The 22,761-nt window shown below is 72.9% G+C and carries 17 protein-coding genes; 7 read left to right on the forward strand and 10 right to left on the reverse strand.

Annotation, left to right across the window (positions count from 1 at the left end; translation table 11 throughout):
- Window positions 1–48: 48 nt before the first annotated feature.
- From LUTJ29_RS0100660 to LUTJ29_RS18775, 4 genes are all read right to left on the reverse strand, one after another.
- A complete protein-coding gene (locus LUTJ29_RS0100660) occupies window positions 49–3,228 on the reverse strand; it encodes a multidrug efflux RND transporter permease subunit (RefSeq protein ID WP_027070848.1) in 3,180 nt (1,059 codons plus the stop codon).
- Window positions 3,229–3,419: 191 nt separating this feature from the next.
- On the reverse strand, window positions 3,420–4,625 hold the full coding sequence (locus tag LUTJ29_RS0100665) for an efflux RND transporter periplasmic adaptor subunit (RefSeq protein ID WP_051322556.1): 1,206 nt from the start codon (window positions 4,623–4,625) through the stop codon (window positions 3,420–3,422).
- Complete coding sequence (locus tag LUTJ29_RS15625) at window positions 4,615–5,445, reverse strand: SDR family oxidoreductase (RefSeq protein ID WP_051322557.1); 831 nt, start codon at window positions 5,443–5,445, stop codon at window positions 4,615–4,617. The genes LUTJ29_RS0100665 and LUTJ29_RS15625 overlap by 11 nt, the downstream gene beginning before the upstream one ends.
- A 23-nt stretch (window positions 5,446–5,468) precedes the next feature.
- The gene (locus LUTJ29_RS18775) at window positions 5,469–5,714 is read right to left on the reverse strand and encodes a hypothetical protein (RefSeq protein ID WP_027070850.1); all 246 of its coding nucleotides are present in this window, start codon (window positions 5,712–5,714) and stop codon (window positions 5,469–5,471) included.
- 135 nt (window positions 5,715–5,849) lie between these two features.
- Here LUTJ29_RS18775 and LUTJ29_RS0100680 point away from each other — a divergent pair, with 135 nt between their 5' ends.
- Window positions 5,850–6,887 (forward strand): LysR family transcriptional regulator, encoded by a 1,038-nt coding sequence (locus tag LUTJ29_RS0100680; protein WP_027070851.1) that lies wholly within the window; start codon window positions 5,850–5,852, stop codon window positions 6,885–6,887.
- A gap of 21 nt (window positions 6,888–6,908) precedes the next feature.
- Here the strand turns inward: LUTJ29_RS0100680 and LUTJ29_RS0100685 are convergent, their stop codons facing one another.
- Window positions 6,909–7,886: a zinc-binding dehydrogenase gene (locus LUTJ29_RS0100685; RefSeq protein ID WP_027070852.1), complete on the reverse strand. Its 978-nt coding sequence runs from the start codon at window positions 7,884–7,886 to the stop codon at window positions 6,909–6,911.
- A gap of 130 nt (window positions 7,887–8,016) precedes the next feature.
- On the opposite strand from LUTJ29_RS0100685, the gene LUTJ29_RS0100690 reads away from it, so the two are divergent.
- Together LUTJ29_RS0100690 and LUTJ29_RS0100695 are read left to right on the forward strand one after the other, a co-directional pair.
- A complete protein-coding gene (locus tag LUTJ29_RS0100690) occupies window positions 8,017–9,177 on the forward strand; it encodes a mechanosensitive ion channel domain-containing protein (protein WP_027070853.1) in 1,161 nt (386 codons plus the stop codon).
- A 97-nt stretch (window positions 9,178–9,274) separates the two neighbouring features.
- Window positions 9,275–9,769: a lipocalin family protein gene (locus LUTJ29_RS0100695; protein ID WP_027070854.1), complete on the forward strand. Its 495-nt coding sequence runs from the start codon at window positions 9,275–9,277 to the stop codon at window positions 9,767–9,769.
- Between the two features lie 181 nt (window positions 9,770–9,950).
- Here the strand turns inward: LUTJ29_RS0100695 and LUTJ29_RS0100700 are convergent, their stop codons facing one another.
- Genes LUTJ29_RS0100700 through LUTJ29_RS0100710 form a run of 3 tightly spaced genes read right to left on the reverse strand, consistent with a single transcriptional unit; the run spans window position 9,951 to window position 12,689 of the window.
- A complete protein-coding gene (locus tag LUTJ29_RS0100700; protein WP_027070855.1) occupies window positions 9,951–11,339 on the reverse strand; it encodes an MFS transporter in 1,389 nt (462 codons plus the stop codon).
- A gap of 20 nt (window positions 11,340–11,359) precedes the next feature.
- Window positions 11,360–12,247: an RNA polymerase sigma factor SigJ gene (gene sigJ, locus LUTJ29_RS0100705; protein ID WP_027070856.1), complete on the reverse strand. Its 888-nt coding sequence runs from the start codon at window positions 12,245–12,247 to the stop codon at window positions 11,360–11,362.
- Between the two features lie 10 nt (window positions 12,248–12,257).
- On the reverse strand, window positions 12,258–12,689 hold the full coding sequence (locus LUTJ29_RS0100710) for a carboxymuconolactone decarboxylase family protein (RefSeq protein ID WP_027070857.1): 432 nt from the start codon (window positions 12,687–12,689) through the stop codon (window positions 12,258–12,260).
- Between the two features lie 369 nt (window positions 12,690–13,058).
- Here LUTJ29_RS0100710 and LUTJ29_RS0100715 point away from each other — a divergent pair, with 369 nt between their 5' ends.
- The 3 genes from LUTJ29_RS0100715 to LUTJ29_RS0100725 all read left to right on the forward strand — a co-directional run bounded on the left by LUTJ29_RS0100715 (window position 13,059) and on the right by LUTJ29_RS0100725 (window position 17,814).
- Window positions 13,059–14,453, forward strand: a complete 1,395-nt coding sequence (locus LUTJ29_RS0100715; RefSeq protein ID WP_027070858.1) for a hypothetical protein — start codon at window positions 13,059–13,061, stop codon at window positions 14,451–14,453.
- Window positions 14,454–14,529: 76 nt separating this feature from the next.
- Window positions 14,530–16,437 carry a molecular chaperone HtpG gene (htpG, locus tag LUTJ29_RS0100720; protein WP_027070859.1) on the forward strand — a complete coding sequence of 636 codons (1,908 nt, stop codon included), beginning with the start codon at window positions 14,530–14,532 and terminating at the stop codon, window positions 16,435–16,437.
- A 537-nt stretch (window positions 16,438–16,974) separates the two neighbouring features.
- Complete coding sequence (locus tag LUTJ29_RS0100725; protein WP_027070860.1) at window positions 16,975–17,814, forward strand: hypothetical protein; 840 nt, start codon at window positions 16,975–16,977, stop codon at window positions 17,812–17,814.
- A 3-nt stretch (window positions 17,815–17,817) separates the two neighbouring features.
- On the opposite strand, the gene LUTJ29_RS0100730 is transcribed toward LUTJ29_RS0100725, so the two are convergent.
- On the reverse strand, window positions 17,818–18,081 hold the full coding sequence (locus LUTJ29_RS0100730) for a hypothetical protein (RefSeq protein WP_027070861.1): 264 nt from the start codon (window positions 18,079–18,081) through the stop codon (window positions 17,818–17,820).
- An 80-nt stretch (window positions 18,082–18,161) separates the two neighbouring features.
- A complete protein-coding gene (putA, locus tag LUTJ29_RS0100735; RefSeq protein WP_027070862.1) occupies window positions 18,162–21,404 on the reverse strand; it encodes a bifunctional proline dehydrogenase/L-glutamate gamma-semialdehyde dehydrogenase PutA in 3,243 nt (1,080 codons plus the stop codon).
- A gap of 416 nt (window positions 21,405–21,820) precedes the next feature.
- Here putA and coxB point away from each other — a divergent pair, with 416 nt between their 5' ends.
- The gene (gene coxB / locus LUTJ29_RS0100740) at window positions 21,821–22,747 is read left to right on the forward strand and encodes a cytochrome c oxidase subunit II (protein WP_027070863.1); all 927 of its coding nucleotides are present in this window, start codon (window positions 21,821–21,823) and stop codon (window positions 22,745–22,747) included.
- Window positions 22,748–22,761 lie beyond the last annotated feature (14 nt).

A 22,761-nucleotide genomic window follows, 5' to 3' on the forward strand; every position in this document is an offset into this window, starting at 1 on the left:
GTGGGGGAAACCGGCGGCGCAGCGCCGGCCGGTTCCGCGAGTCGATCCTCAGGCGTCGATCCGCACCGGCTCGTGCGCCGCGGGCCGGGGCGCATGCGACACCAGCGGCCGGTTGGCCAGCTTGCGCAGCGCCACGTAGAACACCGGGGTGAGGAACAGGCCGAACGCGGTCACGCCCAGCATCCCGGCGAACACGGTCACGCCCGTGGCCGAGCGGACCTCGGCGCCCGCGCCGGAGGACAGCACCAGCGGCACCGTGCCGGCGATGAACGCCACCGAGGTCATGATGATCGGGCGCAGCCGCAGCCGGCAGGCTTCGAGCGCCGCTTCGACGATGCCCTTGCCCTGCAGCTCGAGCTCGCGCGCGAACTCGACGATCAGGATCGCGTTCTTGCACGCCAGGCCCATCAGCACCACCAGTCCGACCTGCACGAACACGTTGTTGTCGCCGCCGGTGAGCCAGACCCCGACCAGCGCCGAGAGCATCGTCATCGGCACGATCAGGATCACCGCCAGCGGCAGCGTCCAGCTCTCGTACAGCGCCGCGAGCACCAGGAAGGCGAGCAGCACCGCGAGCGGGAACACCACCAGCGACGCGCGGCCCTGGGTGGCCTGCTGGTAGCTCAGGTCGCTCCATTCGATCGCCATGCCCGGCGGCAGCACCTGGGCGGCGAGCGCCGTCACCTGCGCCATCGCCTGGCCCGAGGACAGCACCCGCGGGTCGGACTCGCCGAGCAGGTCCGCGGCCGGATAGCCGTTGAAGCGGATCACCGGGTCGGGGCCGTAGGCCTGGCGGATGTCGACCATCGAACCGATCGGCACCATGTCGCCGGCGGCGTTGCGCGTGCGCAGGTTGGCGATGTCCTCGACCTGGTCGCGGAACGGCCCGTCGGCCTGCGCGATCACCTGCCAGGTGCGGCCGAACAGGTTGAAGTCGTTGACGTAGGCCGAACCCAGGTAGGTCTGCAGGGTCTCGAACAGTTCGGTCAGCGGAACGCCCTGGGCCTTGGCCTTGACCCGGTCCACCACGGCGTCGAGCTGGGGCACGTTGGCCTGGTAGCTGGTGATCGGGTAGCCCAGCCCCGGCGCCTGCGCGGCCGCGCCCTGGAACGCCTGCACCGCCTCCTGCAGCGCGCCGTAGCCCAGCCGGGTGCGGTCCTCGACGAACAGCGACCAGCCCGATCCGTTGCCCAGCCCCTGGATCGGCGGCGGCATGAAGGCGAAGGTGAAGCCGTCCTGGATCTCGCCCAGCCTCTGGTTGAGCTCGGCGGTGATCTCCTCGGCGCTGCGCGAGCGCTCCGAGAACGGCGCCAGGGTGAAGAACACCACGCCATTGTTGGGCGTATTGGTGAACTGCAGCGGGTTCAGGCCCGGGAACGCGACCTCGTTGCGGATGCCGTCGATCTCCCCGGCGATCGCCGCCATGCGCTTCATCACCGCGTCGGTGCGCTCGATCGAGGCGCCCTCGGGCATCTTCACGCCGGCGATCAGGTACAGCTTGTCCTGCACCGGGATGAAGCCCGCCGGCACGGCATTGAACATCACCGCCGCGCCCGCCAGCAGCACCAGGTAGACCACGAACACCGCGCCGCGCCGTCCGAGCGCGCGCCCCACCGCGCCTTCGTAGCGCTGCGAGCTGCGCTGGAAGAAGCGGTTGAACGGGCGGAAGATCCAGCCGAACAGGCGTTCGATCACGCGCGTGGGCGCGTCCCTGGCGGCGTCGCGGGGCCTGAGCAGCTTGGCCGCCAGCGCCGGCGACAGGGTCAGCGAGTTGATCGCCGAGATCACCGTGGAGATCGCGATGGTGACGGCGAACTGCTTGTAGAACTGGCCGGTGACGCCGTCGAGGAAGGCCATCGGCACGAACACCGCGCACAGCACCAGGGCGATGGCGATGATCGGCCCGGACACCTCGCGCATCGCCAGGTGGGCCGCTTCCACCGGACTGGCGCCTTCCTCGATGTGGCGCTCGACGTTCTCCACCACCACGATGGCGTCGTCCACCACGATGCCGATCGCCAGCACCAGGCCGAACAGGGTCAGGGTGTTGATCGAGTAACCCAGCACGTACAGCACGGCGAACGTGCCGACCACCGACACCGGCACCGCCAGCAGCGGGATGATCGAGGCGCGCCAGGTCTGCAGGAACAGGATCACCACCAGCACCACCAGCAGGGTGGCCTCGAGCAGCGTGCTGATCACCGACTTGATCGAATCGCGCACGAAGATCGTCGTGTCGTAGATCGACTGGATCTCGACGCCGGGGGGCAGCCGCGGGCGCAGTTCGTCCATCTTGGCCACCACCGCGTCGCGGATCTGCAGCGCGTTGGCGCCCGGTGCCTGGAAGATGCCGATCGCCGCCGCGTTCTTGCCGTCCAGGCGCGCGCGCAGGGTGTAGTCGCCCGCGGCCAGTTCGATCCGGGCCACGTCGCGCAGGCGCACGATCTCGCCGTCGGCGCCGGCCTCGAGCACGATGTCGCCGAACTCCTCGACGCTCTCCAGGCGCCCGCGCGCGTTGATCGGCAGCAGGAAGTCGCTGCCGTTGGCCATCGGCTCGGCGCCGAGCTGGCCGGCCGAGACCTGCACGTTCTGCTCGCGCACCGCGCGCAGCACGTCGCCGGCGGTGAGCCCGCGCGCGGCCACCCGGTCGGGGTCGAGCCAGATCCGCATCGCGTAGTCGCCGCCGCCGAACAGCTGCGCGTCGCCGACGCCGTCGATGCGCGCCAGCTCGTCGCGCACGTGCAGGCGCATGTAGTTGCGCAGGTACAGCGAGTCGTAGCGGCCGTCCTCGGAGGTCAGGTGGACGACCATCAGGAACACCGGCGACTGCTTCTGGGTGGTCACGCCCTGGCGGCGCACGTCCTCTGGCAGGCGCGCCAGCGCCTGCGACACGCGGTTCTGAACCTTCACCGTCGCGTCGTCCGGATCGGTTCCGGGACGGAAGGTGACGGTGAGCTGCAGCACGCCGTCGGAGCCGGCGACGGACTTGATGTACATCATGTCCTCGACGCCGGTGATCGCCTCCTCCAGCGGCGTGGCCACGGTCTCGGCGATTTCCTTGGGATTGGCGCCGGGATACACGGTGCGCACCACCACCGAGGGCGGCACCACCTCCGGGTATTCGCCGATCGGCAGCAGCGGGATCGAGATCAGGCCGGCGGCGAAGATCACGATCGACAGCACCGCGGCGAAGATGGGTCGGTCGATGAAGAACCTGGAGAAGTCCATGGGGGGAAGTCCTTGCGGCGGTCGCCGCGATCGCCGCGCATGCGCGGCATGGAAGAAAAAACCCGGCCCGGCGGCCTCCCCGCAGAGGGAGGGAACGGGGAGACCGCCAGCCGGGCGGGCCGCGGGGGAGGGACGGCCCGTTGGGGAAAGCTGCCGCCGGGCCGCCGGCCCGGCGGCCCGGCGCTACGGCATCAGCGCGCGGCCTGCCGGCCCGCGTCGGCGGTGGCGTCGGCCGCCTCCGGGGGCGAGGCCATCGCCACTTCCCTCGGCGCGACCGGCATGCCGGGCATGAACACCCGCTGCACGCCGCTGACGATCACGCGGTCTTCGGTCGAGAGCCCCGAATGCACCACGCGCAGGCCGTCGATCACGCGGCCAAGCTCGACGTCGCGGCGCTGGGCGGTGTTGTCCTCGCCCAGCACGTAGACGTACTTGCGGTCCTGGTCGGTGAGCACGGCCTTGTCGTCGACCAGCAGCGCCGTTGTCTCGCGCGCGTCCTCGAGCTGGACCCGGGCGAACAGGCCCGGGGTGAACAGCCCGTCGGGATTGCGCAGGACCGCGCGCGCGCGGATCGTGCCGGTGGCCGGATCGACGCGGTTGTCGATGAAGTCGAGCGTGCCCTCGTGCGGCAGGCCCTCCTCGCCGGCCAGGCCGACGCGCACCTTGCGCTCGCCGTCGCCGCGGCCGGCCGCCGCGTTGCGGCTGTAGCGCAGCCAGGTCTGTTCGTCGGCCTCGAAGTACACGTGCACCGGGTCCTGCGAGACCACCGTCGTAAGCACGGTGGCATCGGCCTGGGCGAGGTTGCCGACCGTCACCATGGCGCGGCCGGCGCGGCCGTCGACCGGGGCACGCACCTGGGTGAACTCCAGGTCCAGGCGCGCCGCGGCGACCGCGGCCTCGGCCGCGCGCACCGCGGCGTTGCCCTGGGCGCTGGCGGCGCTGCGGGTCTCGAACTCCTCGCGCGAGATCGCGCGCGCCTCGACCAGCGCGCGGGCGCGCTCGTCCTGGGCCGCGGCCAGGCGCGCTTCGCTGCGCGCCCGTGCCAGTTCGGCCTCGGCGCGGGCGAGCGCGGCGCGGTAGGGGCGCGGGTCGATCTCGAACAGCAGGTCGCCCTTGCGCACCAGCTGGCCTTCCTCGAAGGCCACGCGCTGCACGTACCCGCTCACCCGCGGGCGCAGCTCGACCGTCTCGACCGCGACCACGCGGCCGGTGAAGTCGTCCCACTGGCGTACCTCGCGTTCGAGCACGCGGGCCACGCTCACCTCGGGGGCGGGCATCGTCTCGGCGCCGTCGGAGGCGCTGGAACTGCAGGCGGTGGCGAGCGCCGCGGCCAGCAGCAGCGGCAACAGGCGCGCGACGCGCCGTGCGGGGGAGGGGAATCGTCGGTCAGTATTCATCGTGGACACTTCCTGGTGACGTGGGGGAGGCGATGGCATCGAGCAGCGCCCGCGCCGAACGCATGTGCCGCGCGGGCAGCACGTCGCCGGCGGTGGTGCGGTGCGCGCGGATGCCGTGGAACGATGCGGCGGCGGCGGGCGTGCCGGCAATGACTGCGGAAGTCATTTCGCCGGCGTAGTCGTGGATCGGCGCCGGACACTGGTGGCGCGCTTCGTCGAGCATCGCCAGCGCGCGACGCCCAAGTGCCAGCGCCGCGGGCGAATCGGCCGCGACCGGCGCGTCCATCGACAGCAGCTGCACGCGCTGGCCCTCGCGCCCTGCTTCCTCGTGCAGCACGCGCGCCATCATCCGCAGTGCCGCGGCCGCGATCGAGCAGTGGCCGTAGCCGGCCCACGGATAGCGTCCGCCGGGCCCGCCGATCAGCACGTAGCCCGCGCTGCCTTCGGCCAGCAGCGGCAACAGGTGGCGCGCGGCGAACAGGTGCGGCAGCAGGTCCTGGTCGAGCGTGCGCTGCAGGACCTCGGCCGGTTCGTCGATCAGGCGCCCGCACGGATGCGAGCCGGCCAGGCTGGCGACGACGCCGTCGACGACGAGGCCCGGCGTCCGCAGCCGTCGCGCCAGCGCGGCCGCGTCGGCGTCGCTGGCGACGGGGGCGAGCAGCGCGCGCAGGCGGCCCTGTGGATGGCGGCCGGACAGCGCTTGGCGGGTGGCGTCGTCCATGCCCACGGCCAGCACCGCGCGGCCGGCGGCCAGCGCCGCCTCGACCACGCCGCGGCCGGCGGCGCTGCCGGCGCCGAGCACGACCAGGGCGCGACCCATTGTCCCGGAATCAATTATCCCGCTCATGGGAATGTTTCTCCCGTCAGAGGGATGTCTTCGACCCTGCAGGCCGCCGCGAACACCCGATCGACCAGCCACAGCACGCCCGGCAACAGGGCCAGGGTGAGGGCTGCGCCAAGCAGCCAGCTCCAGCCGGCGCCAACAGCAAACCATTGATCGATAAGGAGTGCGCTCAGGGCCAACAGGTCCACGGCCAGCAGCATGGCGAGGCTGGCGCGGGAGAGCTGGCGGTGCGGGACGGCGGGCATGGCAGCGGTCCGTCGGTGGGGATGGCGCACATCCTGCACCTCGAATCAGGACTTGATTAGTCCCCAATCAAGGGAATAATTGTCCAGCAGGCGGGCCAATCAACAAACACACCCAGGGAGGCGGCGATGACCGCGATGACCCACGATCTCAACGAGACCCTGATCTTCGTGAAGGTGGTCGAGCACGGCAGCTTCATCGGCGCCGCCCGCTCGCTGCGCCTGCCCAAGACCACGGTCAGCCGCAAGGTGCAGGAACTGGAGTCGCGCCTGGGCGCGCAGCTGCTCCATCGCACCACGCGCAAGCTCGGCCTCACCGAGGCCGGCAGCGTCTACTACGAACATTCGCAGCGCATCGCGCGCGACCTGATCGAGGCCGAGAGCGCGGTCGGCCAGCTCCAGGCCGGGCCGCGCGGCTGGCTGCGCTTCACCGCGCCGTACTCGATCGGCATCGACAAGATCGCGCCGCTGCTGGGCGAGTTCCACATGCGCCACCCGGAGGTGCGGGTGGAAATGACGCTGTCGAACGAACCGGTGGACCTGATCGCCACCGAGATCGACCTGGCGTTGCGGCTCGGGCCGCTGCCCGACTCGAGCCTGGTCGCGCGCCGGCTCGGCACCATCCGCACCCAGGTGTTCGCGGCCACCTCGTACGTCGAGCGCCACGGCGAGCCGCTGCATCCGGACGAACTGCAGTACCACCGCACGCTCGCCATGCACAAGCACCGCCACGGCAACGGCTACGCGTGGACGCTCGACGACGGCAGCGGCCAGCGCCAGTTCCCGATCAACCCGATCCTGGTCGCCAACGACCCGGCCGCGCTCAAGGGCGCGCTGCTGTGCGGCGAAGGGCTGGTGATCGGCGCCGACGTGATGGTCAAGCAGGCGGTGGAACTGGGCAAGGTCAAGCGCGTGCTCGCCGGCTGGGTCGGCCCCGAGTACGAGTTCAACGCGGTGTTCCCGCGCGGGCACGGCCAATCGCCGAAGGTGCGCGCCTTCATCGACTTCCTGCTCGAGCGGCTCAACCTCGAGATCGACTACATGAGCGAGCACTGCCCGCTGCTGGCCGGACGCTGCGGCAAGGACGCGGCGCAGGCGAACGGGGCCGCGGCCGACCGCGCGGCCGAGGACATCGCCGCCGGCAAGCGCATCCTCGAGACCGTCACCGCGGACTGACGGGAGGCGCGGCGGCCGCGGTCAGCCGCGCAGCAGCACCTTGCCGCCGCGGCCCGGGCGCTGGCTCGCCGCGGCGGCCTCGGCCACCTGCTCCAGGTCGTAGATCGCGTCGACGGGCAGGCGCAGCTGCCCGTCGAGCGCGCGCTGGACCAGTTCCGCGAACAGCGCGCGCTTGCGCTCGGCCGGCATCTCGCGGCTGGCCTTGCTGCCCCAGAACCCGCGCACCTGCACGTCGCGGAAGATCACGTCGCCGGGCGGCACGTGCATGGGTTCGCCGCCCATCGCGCCGAACGACACCAGCACGCCGCCATGGCCGAGCAGGCCGCACAGGTCGGCGCTGGCGCGCCCGCCGACCGAATCCACCGCGGCGCGCGCGCCGTCCGCGCCGAGGCGCTCGCGTGCCGCGTCGCGCCAGCCGTCGGACTGCGTGCACAGCACGTCCTCCACCCCCAGCGCCGCCAGTTCGGCGACGCCTTCCTCGCGCCGCACCAGGCTGAGCACGCGCACGCCGCGCGCGGCGGCCAGCATCGCCAGGGTCTTGCCGACCGCGCCGTTGGCCGCGTTCTGCACGATCCACTGGCCCGGTCCGACCGCCAGCGATTCGAGCAGCATCAGCGCGCTCAGCGGCATCGCGACCAGCTGCGCGGCCAGTTCGTCCGGCATGGCGTCGGGCACCGGCACCAGCGCGCGCGCGTCGGCGACGAAGTATTCCGCCCAGGTGCCGCGCGCCGACGCGGCGGTCACCCGCTGCCCCGGCGCAAAGCCCTCCACGCCCTCGCCGATCGCGTCGACCACGCCACAGCCTTCGCTGCCGCCGATCGCCGGCAGCGTCGGTTTCCACCCGTACTGCCCACGGATGGTGAACAGGTCGTGGTTGTGGATCGGCGCCAGCCGCATGCGCACGCGCACCTCGCCCTTGCCGGGCTCCGGCACCGGGCTGTCGCCGGGCGCCAGGACCTCGGCCGGATCGCCGAAACGTGCGTGGATCGCGCTGCGCATTCGATGCTCCCGTCTGGACCGGAGCGCCACGCTAGCGCAGCACGCGCCGCGATGCGAGTTCCACGAATCGACGCCGCGTGCACGCCGTGCATGCGACGGTCTTCCGTTCCCCGTCCACGGATACGCCGGCATGCCCGACTGGCAACAGGCCATCGCCGCCGCGTGGCCGCTGCTGGCGGCGCTGCTGCTGGGGCTCGTGGTGCGCCAGCTGCTGTTGTCCGTCGCCCGCCGCGCCGACCGCCACGCCGCCTCCCGCACGTCCGCGCGGGTGGTGCGGGTGATCGTGGTGCCGGCGGCGCTGGCGCTGCCGCTGCTGTTCCTGATGCAGGCGGTGCGCGCCACGCCGCTGCCGCCGTCCGCGGTGGCGCAGGCGCAGCACTGGCTCGGGATCGGGGTCCTGCTGTGCGCGGTCTGGCTGGCGGTGCGCGTGGTGGCCGCGCTGGAGGCGCGGATCCTGCGCGAACACCCGGTCGACGTGGAGGACAACCTCGCCGCGCGCCGGATCCAGACCCAGACCCGGGTGATCGCGCGCGTGGCCCAGGGCGCGATCGTCCTGGTCGGCGTGTCGCTGGCGCTGATGACCTTCCCCGCGATCCGCCAGCTCGGCGCCACCCTGCTGGCCTCGGCGGGCATCCTCGGACTGGTCGCGGGCATCGCCGCCAGGCCGGTGTTCGGCAACCTCATCGCCGGCCTGCAGATCGCGCTGGCGCAGCCGATCCGGCTCGACGACGTGGTGATCGTCGAGGGCGAGTGGGGCCGGATCGAGGAGATCACCAGCACCTACGTGGTGGTGCGCGTCTGGGACGAGCGGCGGCTGGTGGTGCCGCTGCAGTGGTTCATCGAGAACCCGTTCCAGAACTGGACCCGCACCAGCGCCCAGCTGCTCGGCACCGCGTTCCTGTGGCTCGACTACCGCACGCCGATGGACGAAGTGCGCGCGCAGCTGCAGCGCATCTGCGAAGAGGATCCGCGCTGGGACGGGCGGGTGTGCATCGCCCAGGTCACCGACACCCGCGAACACACCATGGAAGTGCGCCTGCTGGTGAGCGCGCGTAATTCCGGCGACTTGTTCGACCTGCGTTGCGTGGTGCGCGAGCGCATGATCGACTTCCTCGAGCGCTGCCATCCGCAGGCCCTGCCGCGGCTGCGCGCGGACATCGCGCGCGAGGAGCGCAGCCCGCGCCGCTCGCCGCGGCCCGGTCCGGCGACCGCCGACACCACCTCGCCCGGCGCCGAAGACGGACAGGACGACCTCGCCCGTGCCGTGGCGGGGCCACCGCCTCCGGGCTGAACCGTGCGCGCCGCCGGCCGTTGCGGCGCGACGGTCGCTTCACCCGCGCCGCCCTACCGTGTCCCGGCCCTGTTCCCCTTCTTCCATCGGATCCCGCATGAGCGACCTGCCCGAACTCAAGACCGTCCCCGCCGTCGACCTCGCCCGCTACATGGGCACCTGGTACGAAATCGCGCGCCTGCCGATGCGGCACGAGCCGCGCGAGGCCACCGATGTCTCGGCGACCTACGCGCTGCAGGACGACGGTTCGGTCGAGGTGCGCAACCGGATGCGCCTGGACGGCGAGGTCGACGAAGCGGTCGGCCGCGCCACCGCCAACGACGATCGCGGCAGCCGGCTCGAGGTGACGTTCCTGCCCGAGGGCCTGCGCTGGATCCCGTTCACCAGGGGCGACTACTGGATCATCGCGCTCGATCCCGGCTACACCGTCGCCCTGGTCGGCAGTCCCGACCGCAAGTACCTGTGGCTGCTCGCGCGCGAGCCGGCGCTGGACGAACTCGTCCGCGAGCACTACCTCGGGATCGCGCGCCAGCAGGGCTTCGACCTCGCCCCGCTGATCCTCACGTCGCACACCGGGCAGCCGACGGCCTGAGCACGGCACCGCGCCGCTTCCGGCGCGCAATGGGTTGTCGTCACCACGACGGTGGCGGTGACGGCGCGCGCCACCCGTCGCCTTGCAGCATGGCGGCGAAAGCCTGCCCCGCTGCCTTCCCCCGCGCGGCAGGCAGTCTTGCGCTAGCACGCGGTGCACAGGCGCCATCCGCGCGCGCCGATCACAGCCTGAGACGGCCATGGAGCGGCAGGCTCGCCAGCGGTGCGATCGCCGCCAGCGCGAAGATCCAGCGCGCGGCCGGCGCCAGGTCCGGCGCGTCGCCCCCCGTCCCGGCGGCAAGATTCATCACCAGTCCCGCTGCCGCTACCCCGAACGCAGTGGCGCACAGCTGCACCGTCATGAGCGAGGATGCGGCCAGGTCCTGTTCCCCGGCCGGCGCCTCGCGCAGCACCGCGGCACCCAGCCACGGGTAGACCAGCCCCACGGCCGCGCCGCCTGCCGCCAGGGCGACGCACACCAGGGCCAGGACGCCACCTCCGGTCGGCCACGCCATCAGCATGGCCAACGCCCCCATGGACAACGCCGAAAGCAAGGGCGCGATGCACAGGAATCGGTGGCGCCGCGCGGGGGACGCGCCCGAGCCGGACATCGCCGCCGCGGTCCAGCCCGCGGACAGCAGGGCGGCGCCGAAGCCGGCCGCCAGCGGCGACTGGCCGTGCAGCGCCTGCAGGAACAGCGGCACGAAGGCCTCGGTGCAGGTCACCGTGACCGCGAACAGAGCCGACACGGCATACAGTGCCCCCAGCGGCCCCGACAGCTGGAATGCCCCGATCGGCAACAACCGCCGCGACGCCGACGACTCCGTCCGGACCAACGCCCAGGCCAGCATCGCCGCCAGTCCGAGGCAGGGCACGCTCCACGGAAACGGCAGCACGCCGGCGACCGATGCCACCAGCACAGCGCACAGCAGCAGCACCAGCTGGCGCCACGGCAGCGACGGGATGGCCATGGGCGCTCGCGTCGCCCGGGGCAACGCAAGCCCCGCGCCTGCCGCGAACGCCGCGGCTCCCAGCACCACCATCCAGAACGCGAGGCGCCAGAGCCCGGCTCCCGCATGCAGGCCGCCGAGCAGCGGCCCCAGCACGGTGGCCACCCCCCACATCCCCGAGAACAGCGCCATCACCCGCGGCCACAGGGGCGGCGGGAACACGCTGCGCACCAGGGCATAGGGCAGGGCCAGCAGCAGGCCACCCCCCAGGCCCTGCAGCACGCGCCCGCACAGCATGACCGCCATCGACGGGGCGAGCGCGCACAGTGCCGAGCCGGCCGCGAACACCGCCGCCGCCCGGAGGCATGACGCGCGCGGCCCATGCCTGGCCAGCAGGCGGGCGGCCACGACCGCGCCCAGCACCGAAGCCACCACGAACAGGCTCGTGTTCCATGCGTAGTAGGGCATTCCGCCGACGTCGGCCACCACCGCCGGGAGCAGCGTGGCGGAGAGGTATAGGCTCACTGCATGCAGGGCCACGCCTGCGGCCAGGACCGACGCGCGCGGCAGGTGGACCCCGCGGAGGATGTCCCGCCAGCCCGGTTCCGAAGCGGCGTGCACCGCGGCATCCCCCGCGCGGCTCACGCGACGCCCCCGAGCGCGAGGGCGGCGAGCTTGTCGGGATTGCGCACGATATAGACGCCGGTGGCGCGGCCCTCCCCGTCGTACGAGAAGCTCACCGCGGCCTCGAGCCGCCCGTCCGAGGTCAGCAGCGCGCCGCGGGCGCCGTTGATCGTCGCGTCTTCCCAGGCATACGCCCGCCACCAGGCCGACAGGCGCGCGGCGATGAACTCCAGGACCATGGCGCGTCCGCACACGGGGGTGGCGATCGCGGCCACCTTGCCGCCGCCATCCGCCGCCAGGACGACGTCCTCCGCCAACATGCCCGCCAGCAACGCCGTCTGCCCCGTCGCCACCGCATGGCGGAACGCTTCGAGCAGGCTCGCCTGCCGGCGCGGGGGGACGTGCTGCCGCGCCACCGGCCGGCCGATGTTCGCCCGCGCCCGCGACACCAGCTTCCTGCAGGCCTCCTCCCGCACGCCGATGATGCCGGCGACCTCGGCGTGTCGCAGCCGGAAGATGTCGTGGAGCAGGTACGCCGCCCGTTCCTTGGGCGCCAGCCGCTCGAGCAGCAGCAGGAACGCCGTGGACAGGCTGGACGCCAGCTCGGCCTCCTGCTCCGGGGACGCCGTGCCGGCGCCCTGGACCGGCTCGGGCAGCCAGAACCCGACGTAGTCGGTCCGCGCCCGCTGGGCCGATTCGAGCATGTTCAGGCAGCGCCGCACGCACACGGTCGTCAGCCAGGCATCGGGATTGTCGATCGCGGCCCGGTCCGCGCCGAGCCACTTCACGAATACGTCCTGCACCACGTCCTCGGCGTCCGCCCTGGAGCCGAGCGTGCGGTAGGCCAGCCCGGTCAGGAACGGGCGCCGACGCTCGAACAGGTCCACCCACGCTGCATCGTCCATGCCGGCTGCCTCAATGCGACCCGATCTGGACGCGGTTCCACAGGTTGATCATCGCCGCCGTGACGGTGAGCACCGCGACCTGCTCCTCGTTGAAGTGGCGGCGCAGCCCGGCGCGCAGCTCGCCGTACCCGGTGCACGCGTCGAGCGAGGTCAGGGCCTCGGTCCAGGCCAGCGCGGCCCGTTCGGCGGGGCTGAAGTCGCCCACCTGCCGCCACACCACGAGCCGGTCCAGGCGATCGTTCGTCTCGCCGTCGGCGCGCGCTTCCCGCGCATGCATCTTGACGCAATGGCCGCAACCGTTGATCTGCGACGCCCGCAACTGGACGAGATGGTGGATGCCGCGGTCGAGCCCGGCGGCATCCATCGCCTCGTGCACGCGTTCGAGCGCTTCCATCACGACAGGAATGGTCCGGGCATAGTGGATGGGCTTGTTGTCCGCCATGGGCAGTTCCTCCTGTTGTACCTGCCCTTGTGACAGTCGACGGCAGTGGATCGTGACGTGCCCGGGTGGCAACCGCGACCGAGGCGGCGTCTCCGACCCGGGTCGCGGACCGCGGACCTCCCCGCGGCGCGCTCCCGGCCGCCGTGGCCACGCGAGGCCCACCGCAGCATCGCCAGGGTGGCGGACCGCGGGGCGTCGCCGAAGCCCGCGCGTTCGTGCCGCCGCCAATCGGGGCGGATCGGCCGGACGCAGCGGGCGGGCCTTGCGGCGGACGGGCGCGCACTTGGCCATGGAACCAGCCTGGCAGGCCCGCCGGCTGCACGACGGGCGCGCGGCGGCTAGACTTCGGGCCTCTCGCGGGGAGTGCGGATGGAACACCAGGACCCGCCGGCGCAGGCCGGCCAGGACGGCGGCGAGGCGCGGCACGCCACCCGCATCGCCTTCGAACGCCTGCGCGAGCGCACCGACGAGCTCGAGCTGCTGGTCTCGGGCCTGTTCGCCTTCGCGCTGCTGGCGCTGCCGCCGCGGATCCTCGACGCCTACCAGCGCGCCAGCGTGCACGTCGACGGCGTCCTCGACCATGTCCTGCGCTACGGCTACATGGTGGGCGCGGGGCTGAGCTACGCGCTGGCCGTCGCCTTCATCGTGCACCTGGCCATCCGCGCCTACTGGGTGGGCATGATCGGGCTGAAGTCGACCTTCCCCGACGGCATCCGCTGGGACCGCCTGCCGCTCGTCGGCCCGGTGACCCGCGGTTTCTACCAGCGCTCGATCGGGGGCCTGGACGACATGATCGACGGCGCCGACCGCGCCGCCTCGATCGTGTTCGCCATGACCACGCTGATGGCGCTGGTGATCGCGTGGACGGGCCTGTACATGGTCGGCGGGCTGCTCGCCGGATGGCTGGCCGGCGGCCTGTTCGCCGATCGCGAACGCGCCGCCATCGCCGTGTTCCTCGGCCTTGCGGCGCTGCTGATGCTGGTTGGCCTCGGCGCGCCGTTCGCCGACCGCGTGGCCGCGCGGCGCGAAGCCGCCGGCCGCGACGCCGGTTGGGCGCGCCGGCTGGGCGAACGGGTCCTGCGCATCTACGGCTGGCTGATGCCGCAGCGACTGGTGTACACGGTGCAGTACACCCTGCAGAGCAACCTGCCCAACCGCCGCTTCATGTTCGCGTACATCGGCGGCATCGTCTTTGCGTTCTTCATCAGCAGCTGGGTGCTGCTCAACCACGACCGCCTGGCCTACATCGACAGCTACCGGGTGCTGGGCGAGGAAGCGGCGTGGGAGGGGATGCACTCCGCGCACTACGAAGCCATGCGCGAAGGCCCGCACCGGTCCACCGTGGTGCCGATGATCCCGGCCGACCGGGTGTCCGACACCCACCTGCGCCTGTTCATCCCGCACCGCCCGCAGCGCGACAACGACCTGGCCCGCGAGCGTTGCGAGGCGCTGGTGGACGGCCGCAACGAGGCCACCGGACCGGCCGCGGCCGACGTGGCCCGGCGCTGCCTGGCGTCGCTGTGGACGGTGTCGCTGGACGGCGCGCCGGTGCCGCTGGACGACTTCGTCCCCACCGAGCGGCAGGACCTGGGCATGCGCGGACTGACCGGTTACATCGAGGTCGGCGGGCTGCACGCGGGCCTGCACCGGCTGGAGCTGGTGTGGAACGCGGACGGGGCCGACTCGGGCCGCAACCGCCGGCGCGAATACCGCATCCCGTTCTGGTTCACCCCCGGGATCGAGCAGGCGGCCGCCCCGCCCTGAGCCGGGCGAGGCGCTTGAAAAACGCGCCCGCGCACGCATATCCGGCGCCCGCCGTGGCCTTGAGAAGGAGCACCCCGTGACCGCAGCCGCCGAGACCCGCCGCTTCGAAGCCGAAGTCGACCAGGTCCTGCACCTGGTGACCCACTCGCTGTACTCGCACAAGGAAATCTTCCTGCGCGAGCTGGTGTCCAACGCCTCGGACGCCTGCGACAAGCTGCGCTTCGAATCGATCGCCAACCCCGACCTGCTGGCCGGCGACCCGGAGCTGCGGATCGAGCTGAGCTGGGACAAGGACGCGCGCACCATCACCGTGCGCGACACCGGCATCGGCATGGACCGCGACGAGGTGGTGGCCAACATCGGCAGCATCGCCAGCTCCGGCACGCGCCGGTTCCTGGAGGCGCTGGGCCAGGACCGGAAGGCGGATGCGCGCCTGATCGGCCAGTTCGGCGTGGGCTTCTACTCGGCCTTCGTGGTCGCCGACCGCGTCACCGTGCTCACCCGCCGCGCCGGGGCGCCGGCCGAAGCCGGCGTGCGCTGGGAGAGCGACGGCCGCGGCGAGTACACGCTCGGGCCGGCCACGCTCGAGTCGCGCGGCACCATCGTCGTCCTGCACCTGAAGGAAGGCGAGGACGAATTCCTCGACGGCTGGAAGCTGCGTTCGCTGGTGCGCAAGTATTCCGACCACGTCGCGTTCCCGATCCGGATGCCGAAGGAGGCTCCGGCCGCCGGCGACGACAAGGACAAGGACAAGGACAAGGACAAGCAGGAGCCGGGCACGCAGTGGGAGACCGCCAACGACGCCTCGGCGCTGTGGACGCGGCCGAAGCCGGAGATCACGGACGAGGAGTACCGCAACTTCTACAAGTCGCTCGGCCACGACTTCAACGACCCCGTGGCGTGGTCGCACAACCGGGTCGAAGGCAGCCAGAGCTTCACCACCCTGCTCTACATTCCCTCGCAGCCGCCGTTCGACCTGATGATGGGCGGACGCGACGAGCGCAAGGGACTCAAGCTCTACATCAAGCGCGTCTTCATCATGGACGCGGCCGAGGAACTGCTGCCCCACTACCTGCGCTTCGTACGCGGCGTGGTCGACGCCGACGACCTGCCGCTCAACGTCAGCCGCGAGATCCTGCAGCAGAACCGGCAGCTGGAGAAGATCCGCGGCGCGTGCGTCAAGCGCGTGCTGGACCTGATCGAGAAGCTCTCGCGCGACGAGCCGGAGAAGTTCGCCGCCTTCATCAAGGCCTTCGGCAACACGCTCAAGGAGGGTATCGTCGAGGATCCGGGCAACCGCGAGCGGATCGCGAAACTGCTGCGCTTCGCCTCGACGAAGAGCGAAGGCGAGGAGCGGACCGTGTCGCTGGACGACTACATCGCGCGCATGGCCGAGGGCCAGGACGCGATCTGGTACATCACCGCCGACGGCCACCGCGCTGCGGCCGGCAGCCCGCAGCTCGAGCGCTTCCGCGCCAAGGGCATCGAAGTGCTGCTGATGTCCGACCGCATCGACGAGTGGATGCTCGGCCACCTGCGCGAGTACGCCGGCAAGCCGCTCAGGCACGTGGCCAAGGGCGAGCTGCCGCTGGACGAGGCGGAGAAGACGCGGCAGGAGGAGGCCGCGCAGGCGGCGGCGCCGCTGCTGGAGCGGATCCGCTCGCTGCTCGGCGAGGCGGTCGGCGAGGTCCGGGTGTCCGCGCGGCTGACCGATTCGCCTTCCTGCCTGGCGCTGTCGGAGTGGGAGATGGCGCCGCACCTGGCGCACCTGCTGCGCGAGGCCGGCCAGGACGTGCCGCAGGGCAAGCCGACGCTGGAGGTCAACCCGCGCCACGCCCTGCTGCAGCGCCTGCTCGGCGAGCACGACGACGCGCGCGCCGCCGACCTCGCCCACCTGCTGCTGGAGCAGGCCCAGCTCGCCGCCGGCGCGCCGCTGGCCGACCCGGCGGCGTTCGTGCAGCGGGTGAACCGGCTGCTGGGGTGACGGCGGGGGCGAGGCGCTCCGGGCCTGCCCCCCTCCCGGCCTCCCCCCGCTGGCGCGGGGGGAGGGGCCCGGAAGGCGCCGGCCGGTGACGGACGCCGCGTCCCCGTACGCGTGCCTCAGGACTCTCCACCCGCCGTCGCCGCACACGCCACCCGCCCGCACCGCGCCTCCCGGCCCCGCGCATCTCGCCCCCTCCCCCGCTCGCGGGGAGGGCTGGGGTGGGGGGGTACCGGACGTCGCACCAGTGATCCTGGCACCNGCCAGCCTGCAGCCCCCCGCGCATCCCGCCCCCGCCCCCGCTCGCGGGGGAGGGCTGGGGTGAGGGGGGTACCGGACGTCGCACCAGTGATCGTTGCACCGTGCCAACCCCGTGGTGCAGCCCGCAGGGACGCGGGCGTCGCGGCCGGCGCGGTGCTCCCGTGACCGCCGCGCCCGACGGCGAGGCATGCCCTCGCCAGGGCGGCCGCGTTACGATGCGGCGCCCCGCATCGCGCTGTTGCCCATGACGGCCCGCACCCCCGACGCACCGACCGCGGCATGAGCGCCGCGCCCGGCGCGCCGGCCCATCCCGGCGATCGCTTCGACCGCTGGCAGCCCTGGATCGCCGGCCTGCTCACGGCCGTCGTGCACCTGTGCCTGCTGCTCGCGGTCCTGCTGGTGCCGCCGCTCGAACTCGACCGGCCGCGCGGCGAGGACGCCGCCGGCGGCAGCGTGATCCAGGTCGAATTCATCGGCGAGGGGCCCGAGACCCCGGCGCCGGAGCCGGAGGATGCCCCGTCGCCCGCCAGCGATCCCGCACCGCCCCCGGCGGCCGCTTCGCGCCTGCAGGCCACCCCGGCGCCGACCCGCCAGCCGCTGCCGCTCGATGCCCACGTGGCCACCGCCCCGGCGGTCGTGCCGCCGCGGCCCGGTCGCGGCGAAGGCACGCCGTCCGCGGCCGCGCGTCCGTCCAGCCGCCGTCCCGGCCACACCTGGGGCCAGCCGCCCGGCATGGCGCCCCGGGACCACGCCCCGGTGAACGCGGGTCCCGCGCCGGTCCCGACCGTGGGCCGCGGCCAGCGCCAGGCATCGCCGTCCGACGAGCCCGGGCTGGAAGCCGGCGGCTACCAGGTGGTGTACGAGCCCTCGGCCGAGGCCCGCCTGCGCGAGTGGCGCGAGCAGGGCATGACCGAACTCTTCATCCCCCTGCCCGGGACCCGGCGGCTGATGGTCTGCCCGCTGGAAACCGTGATCCGGCGCGAATCCGGACCCTGCCGCCAGCTCGATCCGGGCGATCCGGAACTGGCGCGCATCGGCGACGCGCGCGAGGTGATCGCCGTGCGCCAGGTCTACCGCGAGGGCCGCCTGGTCTGGCGCGGCCCCGGGGCCTACCGCTGAGGGTCAGGCGTCGCGGTCGCGGGTGGCGCGCAGCCACGCCAGCGCGCCCGGGCGCATGCCCTTGAACTTGGGGTCCCCGTCCAGCGGCGCCACCAGCAGGCGACGCGGTGCGAAGCGCCGCTTGAGCGCGTGATAGACCTGCGACCGGCTGCGCGCCGAGCGCACGAGGTACAGGCCGGGGGCGAGCTCGGCCAGTTCCGGCGCCGCGCGTGGCGTGGCGTCGGCATCGAGGTACACCAGGTAGAGGCGGGGCGTGCCGTCGGCCATCCGCGCACGTTCCCACCGCCGCGCGCATCGCGGCGTGAACCGCGGCGGCCGGAGGTCGCGGGACGGCCGGCGGCCCGCGCTCAGTCCCCCAGCGTCAGCAGGCTGGCGTTGCCGCCGGCGGCGGTGGTGTTGATGGTGACCGTCTTTTCGGTGGCGAAGCGCGGCAGGTAGTGCGGGCCGCCGGCCTTGGGGCCGGTGCCCGACAGGCCCTGGCCGCCGAACGGCTGCACGCCCACCACCGCGCCGATCTGGTTGCGGTTGACGTAGATGTTGCCGACCCGCGCCCGCTGCACGATGCGCTCGACGGTCTCGTCGATGCGCGAGTGGATGCCGAGGGTGAGGCCGTAGCCGGTGGCGTTGACGGCGTCGACCACCGCGTCGAGCTGGTCGGCGTGCCAGCGGATCACGTGCAGCGCCGGGCCGAAGTTCTCGCGGGTGAGTTCGGACAGCGCGCCGATCTCCCAGGCGCGCGGGGCGAAGAAGGTGCCGTGCTCCGTGCCCGCGCCGAGCGGCGCCTGCGCGATCGGGCGCGCGCGCTCGTCCATGCGTGCGGCGTGCTCCTCGAGCAGCCGCTTCGCGTCCTCGTCGATCACCGGGCCGACGTCGGTCGAGAGCAGCGCCGGGTCGCCCACCTGCAGTTCGGCCATGGCGCCGGCGAGCATGTCGATCACCTTGTCGGCGATGTCGGACTGCACGTACAGCACGCGCGCGGCCGAGCAGCGCTGGCCGGCCGAGGTGAAGGCCGAGGCCAGCGCGTCCTTGACCAGCTGCTCGGGCAGGGCCGACGAGTCGGCGATGAGCGCGTTCTGGCCGCCGGTCTCGGCGATCAGCACGCCGATCGCGGCATCGCGCGCGGCCAGCGCGCGGTTGATCGCGCGCGCGGTCTCGGTCGACCCGGTGAAGGCCACGCCGGCCACGCGCGGGTCGGCGGTGAGCGCGGCGCCCACGGTGGCGCCGTCGCCGGGCACGTACTGGAGCACGTCCTCGGGGATGCCGGCCTCGTGCAGCAGCTTCACCGCGTGCCAGCCGATGAGGGTGGTCTGCTCGGCCGGCTTGGCGATCACGCTGTTGCCGGCGGCCAGCGCCGCGGCCACCTGGCCGGTGAAGATCGCCAGCGGGAAGTTCCACGGGCTGATGCACACGAACACGCCGCGCCCGGCCAGCTGCAAGGTGTTGGACTCGCCGGTCGGACCGGGCAGGGCCCCGGGCGCGAACAGCGTGCGCGCCTGACCGGCGTAGTAGCGCAGGAAGTCCACCGCCTCGCGCACCTCGGCCACGCCGTCGGGGATGGTCTTGCCGGCTTCCTTCGTGCACAGCGCGATGAACTGCGGCATGCGCCGTTCGAGCAGGTCCGCCGCGTGCTCGAGGATCGCCGCGCGCGAGGCGGGCGCGGTCGCGTCCCAGCCCGGCTGCGCCCCGGCCGCGTTGGCCAGCGCGCGGTCGATGGTGTCGGCGTCGGCGGCCTGCCAGCGGCCGACGCGCTGGCGCCGGTCGGCAGGGTTGGTCACCTCCACCACGGGCCCGGAAGACACGGCGCCGGGGACCAGCGGACCCGCGCGCCAGCCGTCGGGCCCGGCTTCGGCCAGCGTGGCCCCGATCCGCTCGGCCAGGGCGCGCAGCGCGTCGTCGTTGGCGAGGTTCACGCCCATGGAGTTGATCCTCTCGATGCCGTGGCTGCGGTACAGGTCGACCGGCAGCGGGATGCGCGGGTGCGGGACCGGGTCGAAGCCGGCCACCACCTCGACCGGATCGCGCACCAGGTCGTCGATCGACACGTCCTCGTCGCTGATCCGGTTCACGAAGCTTGAATTGGCGCCGTTCTCCAGCAGCCGCCGCACCAGGTAGGGCAGCAGGTCCTCGTGCGAACCCACCGGCGCGTACACGCGGCAGGGCACGCCGAGCCGGTCGGCGGGGATGACCTCGGCGTACAGGTCGTCGCCCATGCCGTGCAGCTTCTGGAACTCGAAGCCCGGCGCGCCGCCGTCGCCCGGGCGATGGCCGGGCGGCAGCATCGCCTGCGCCATGCGGTGGATCGCGGCGATGGTCTGCGCGTTGTGGGTGGCGAACATCGGGTAGATCGCATCGCTGTTGGCCAGCAGCCGCGCGGCGTTGGCCTGGTAGCTGACGTCGGTGCTGGGCTTGCGGGTGAACACCGGGTAGCCGTCGAGGCCGTCGACCTGGGCGCGCTTGACCTCGCTGTCCCAGTACGCGCCCTTGACCAGGCGCACCGGGATCCGGCGGCCGTGGCGGCGGGCGAGGTCCGCGATCCAGTCGATCACGAACGGCGCGCGCTTCTGGTAGGCCTGGACCACGATGCCGAAGCCTTCCCAGCCGGCCAGCGACGGGTCGCTCCAGGCGGCCTCGATCACGTCCAGCGACAGCTCCAGCCGGTCGGCCTCCTCGGCGTCGATGGTCAGGCCGATGTTGTAGTCCTTCGCCTGGCGGGCCAGCCGCAGCAGGTCCGGGGCCAGTTCGGCCAGCACCCGGGCGCGCTTGGCGTGCTCGTAGCGCGGGTGCAGGGCCGAGAGCTTGACCGAGATCGAGGGCGCGGTGATGGGGTCGGCGAACGGGCCGGTGCGGCCGATCGCGGCGATCGCCTCGCCGTAGGCGTCGAGGTAGCGGGCGGCGTCGCGCCGGGTCAGCGCGGCCTCGCCGAGCATGTCGAACGAGTAGCGGTAGGCCGCGTTGGCGCCCTTGCGGCTGCGGGCCAGGGCCTCGTCGATGGTCCGGCCCATGACGAACTGGTGGCCCATGATCCGCATCGCCTGGCGCACGGCCAGCCGCACCACCGGCTCGCCCACGCGCCCGACCAGGCGCCGGAGCGCGCCGCGCACGTCGCGCCGGGTCTCCTCGGCCAGGTCCACCAGGTGGCCGGTGAGCATCAGGCCCCAGGTCGAGGCGTTCACCAGCACCGAGTCCGAGCGGCCCACGTGGCGGCGCCAGTCGGCCTCGCCGAGCTTGTCGCGGATCAGCAGGTCGGCCGTGTTCTGGTCGGGGATCCGCAGCAGGGCCTCGGCCACGCACATCAGCAGCACGCCCTCCTCGCTGCCCAGGTCGTACTGGCGCATGAAGGCCTCGATCGCGCCCTGGTCGACGGCGCGGGCGCGCACCCGGCGCACCAGGTCGGTGGCGGTGGCGCGGATCGCGGCGCGGTCGGCCTCGCCCCAGCCGGGGACGGGCCGGCGGGCCACCGCCAGCAGTTCGCGGACATGGGCGGCCTCGTCCCGGGTCCAGGCCGCGGTGATCGCCGCGCGCAGCGGCGACGGCGGGGCCGGGTCGGGGTCGGTGCCGGTCGGGGAGGCGGGAAGGACGGGTGCGTTCATCTTGGCGGGACGGCTGGGCGGCGCCGACGGCGCCGGCATCGGCCATTGTCGCGGCCGCCGCGTTCGCGCGGCTTGAACGAATCCGCCATCCGCGGCGCGGGCGCCGGCACAAACCGCGCCACGCCGCGCCCGCGCACCGCCGCAGGGGCGGCCCGCGCCCGCCGCCGGGGCCGCGACCGCCCGGCGGTTTCCCGGCGCGCGCCGCCCCGCGGCGCCGGTCGCGCCGTGGCTCGGCTTGCCCCTAAACCCGCGCGGCCGCTACCATTTGGAAGTTTTCGCGTGCCGGCGACGAAGGCACGCGAGGTTCCGATGCGACTCGCGCGACGGCCGGATCCGGGCGCGCGGGAGTCGTTTTGACAGTTCGCAACGGTTGGCTGGCGGCCCCGGGCCGCGACCGACCACATTGGGGTCCAGCAATGATGCAGGCGCGTTTCTCGCGGTGGGTGGTGGCGGCATTGGCGTCCATGCCGTTGGCGGCGCTGGCCGCCGACCCGGTCCCGTGGCAGCTGAACATGGGCCGCGGCGTGACCGCGTCCGCGCAGAACGCCTACGAGGCGCACATGCTGGCGCTGTGGATCTGCGTCGGCATCGGCGTGGTGGTGTTCGCGGCCATGGCCTACGCCATGTTCAGGTTCCGCCACTCCAAGGGCGCGGTGCCCGACACCAGCTTCACCCACAGCACCAGGCTGGAGATCCTCTGGACCGTGATCCCCGTGGTCCTGCTGGTGATCATGGCCGTGCCGGCGACCGCCAAGCTGATCTCGATGTACGACACCCGCGAGTCGGAGATGACGATCAAGGTCACCGGCCTGCAGTGGATGTGGAAGTACGAGTACCTGGGCGAGGGCGTGGAGATCACCAGCCGCCTCGACCGCGAGAGCGACCGCCTGCGCCAGAACCGCAACGCCACCCGCGCCGAGCTCGAGGCGCACCCGGCCTACCTGCTCTCGGTCGACAACGAGCTGGTGGTGCCGACCAACACCAAGATCCGCTTCGTGATCACCGCCGACGACGTGATCCACTCCTGGTGGGTGCCGGCGCTGGGCTGGAAGCAGGACGCCATCCCCGGGATCATCAACGAAGGCTGGACCGACATCCGCGAACCGGGCGTCTACCGCGGCCAGTGCGCCGAGCTGTGCGGCAAGGACCACGGCTTCATGCCGATCGTGGTCCGCGCGGTGCCGCGCGAGGAGTTCGACGCGTGGCTGGCCTCGAAGAAGGCCGCCGGCCAGGCCCCGGCGGAGACGCCCGGCACGACCGACGACGCGCAGGGCACCGAGCCCGCCGACCCGCAGGCGCCCGAACAGGCCGCTCCCGCCACCGACGCCGCCAGCGCCGTCTGACCGATTCCGAAAGG

Source organism: Luteimonas sp. J29, from assembly GCF_000472505.1.
Taxonomy (GTDB): domain Bacteria; phylum Pseudomonadota; class Gammaproteobacteria; order Xanthomonadales; family Xanthomonadaceae; genus Luteimonas.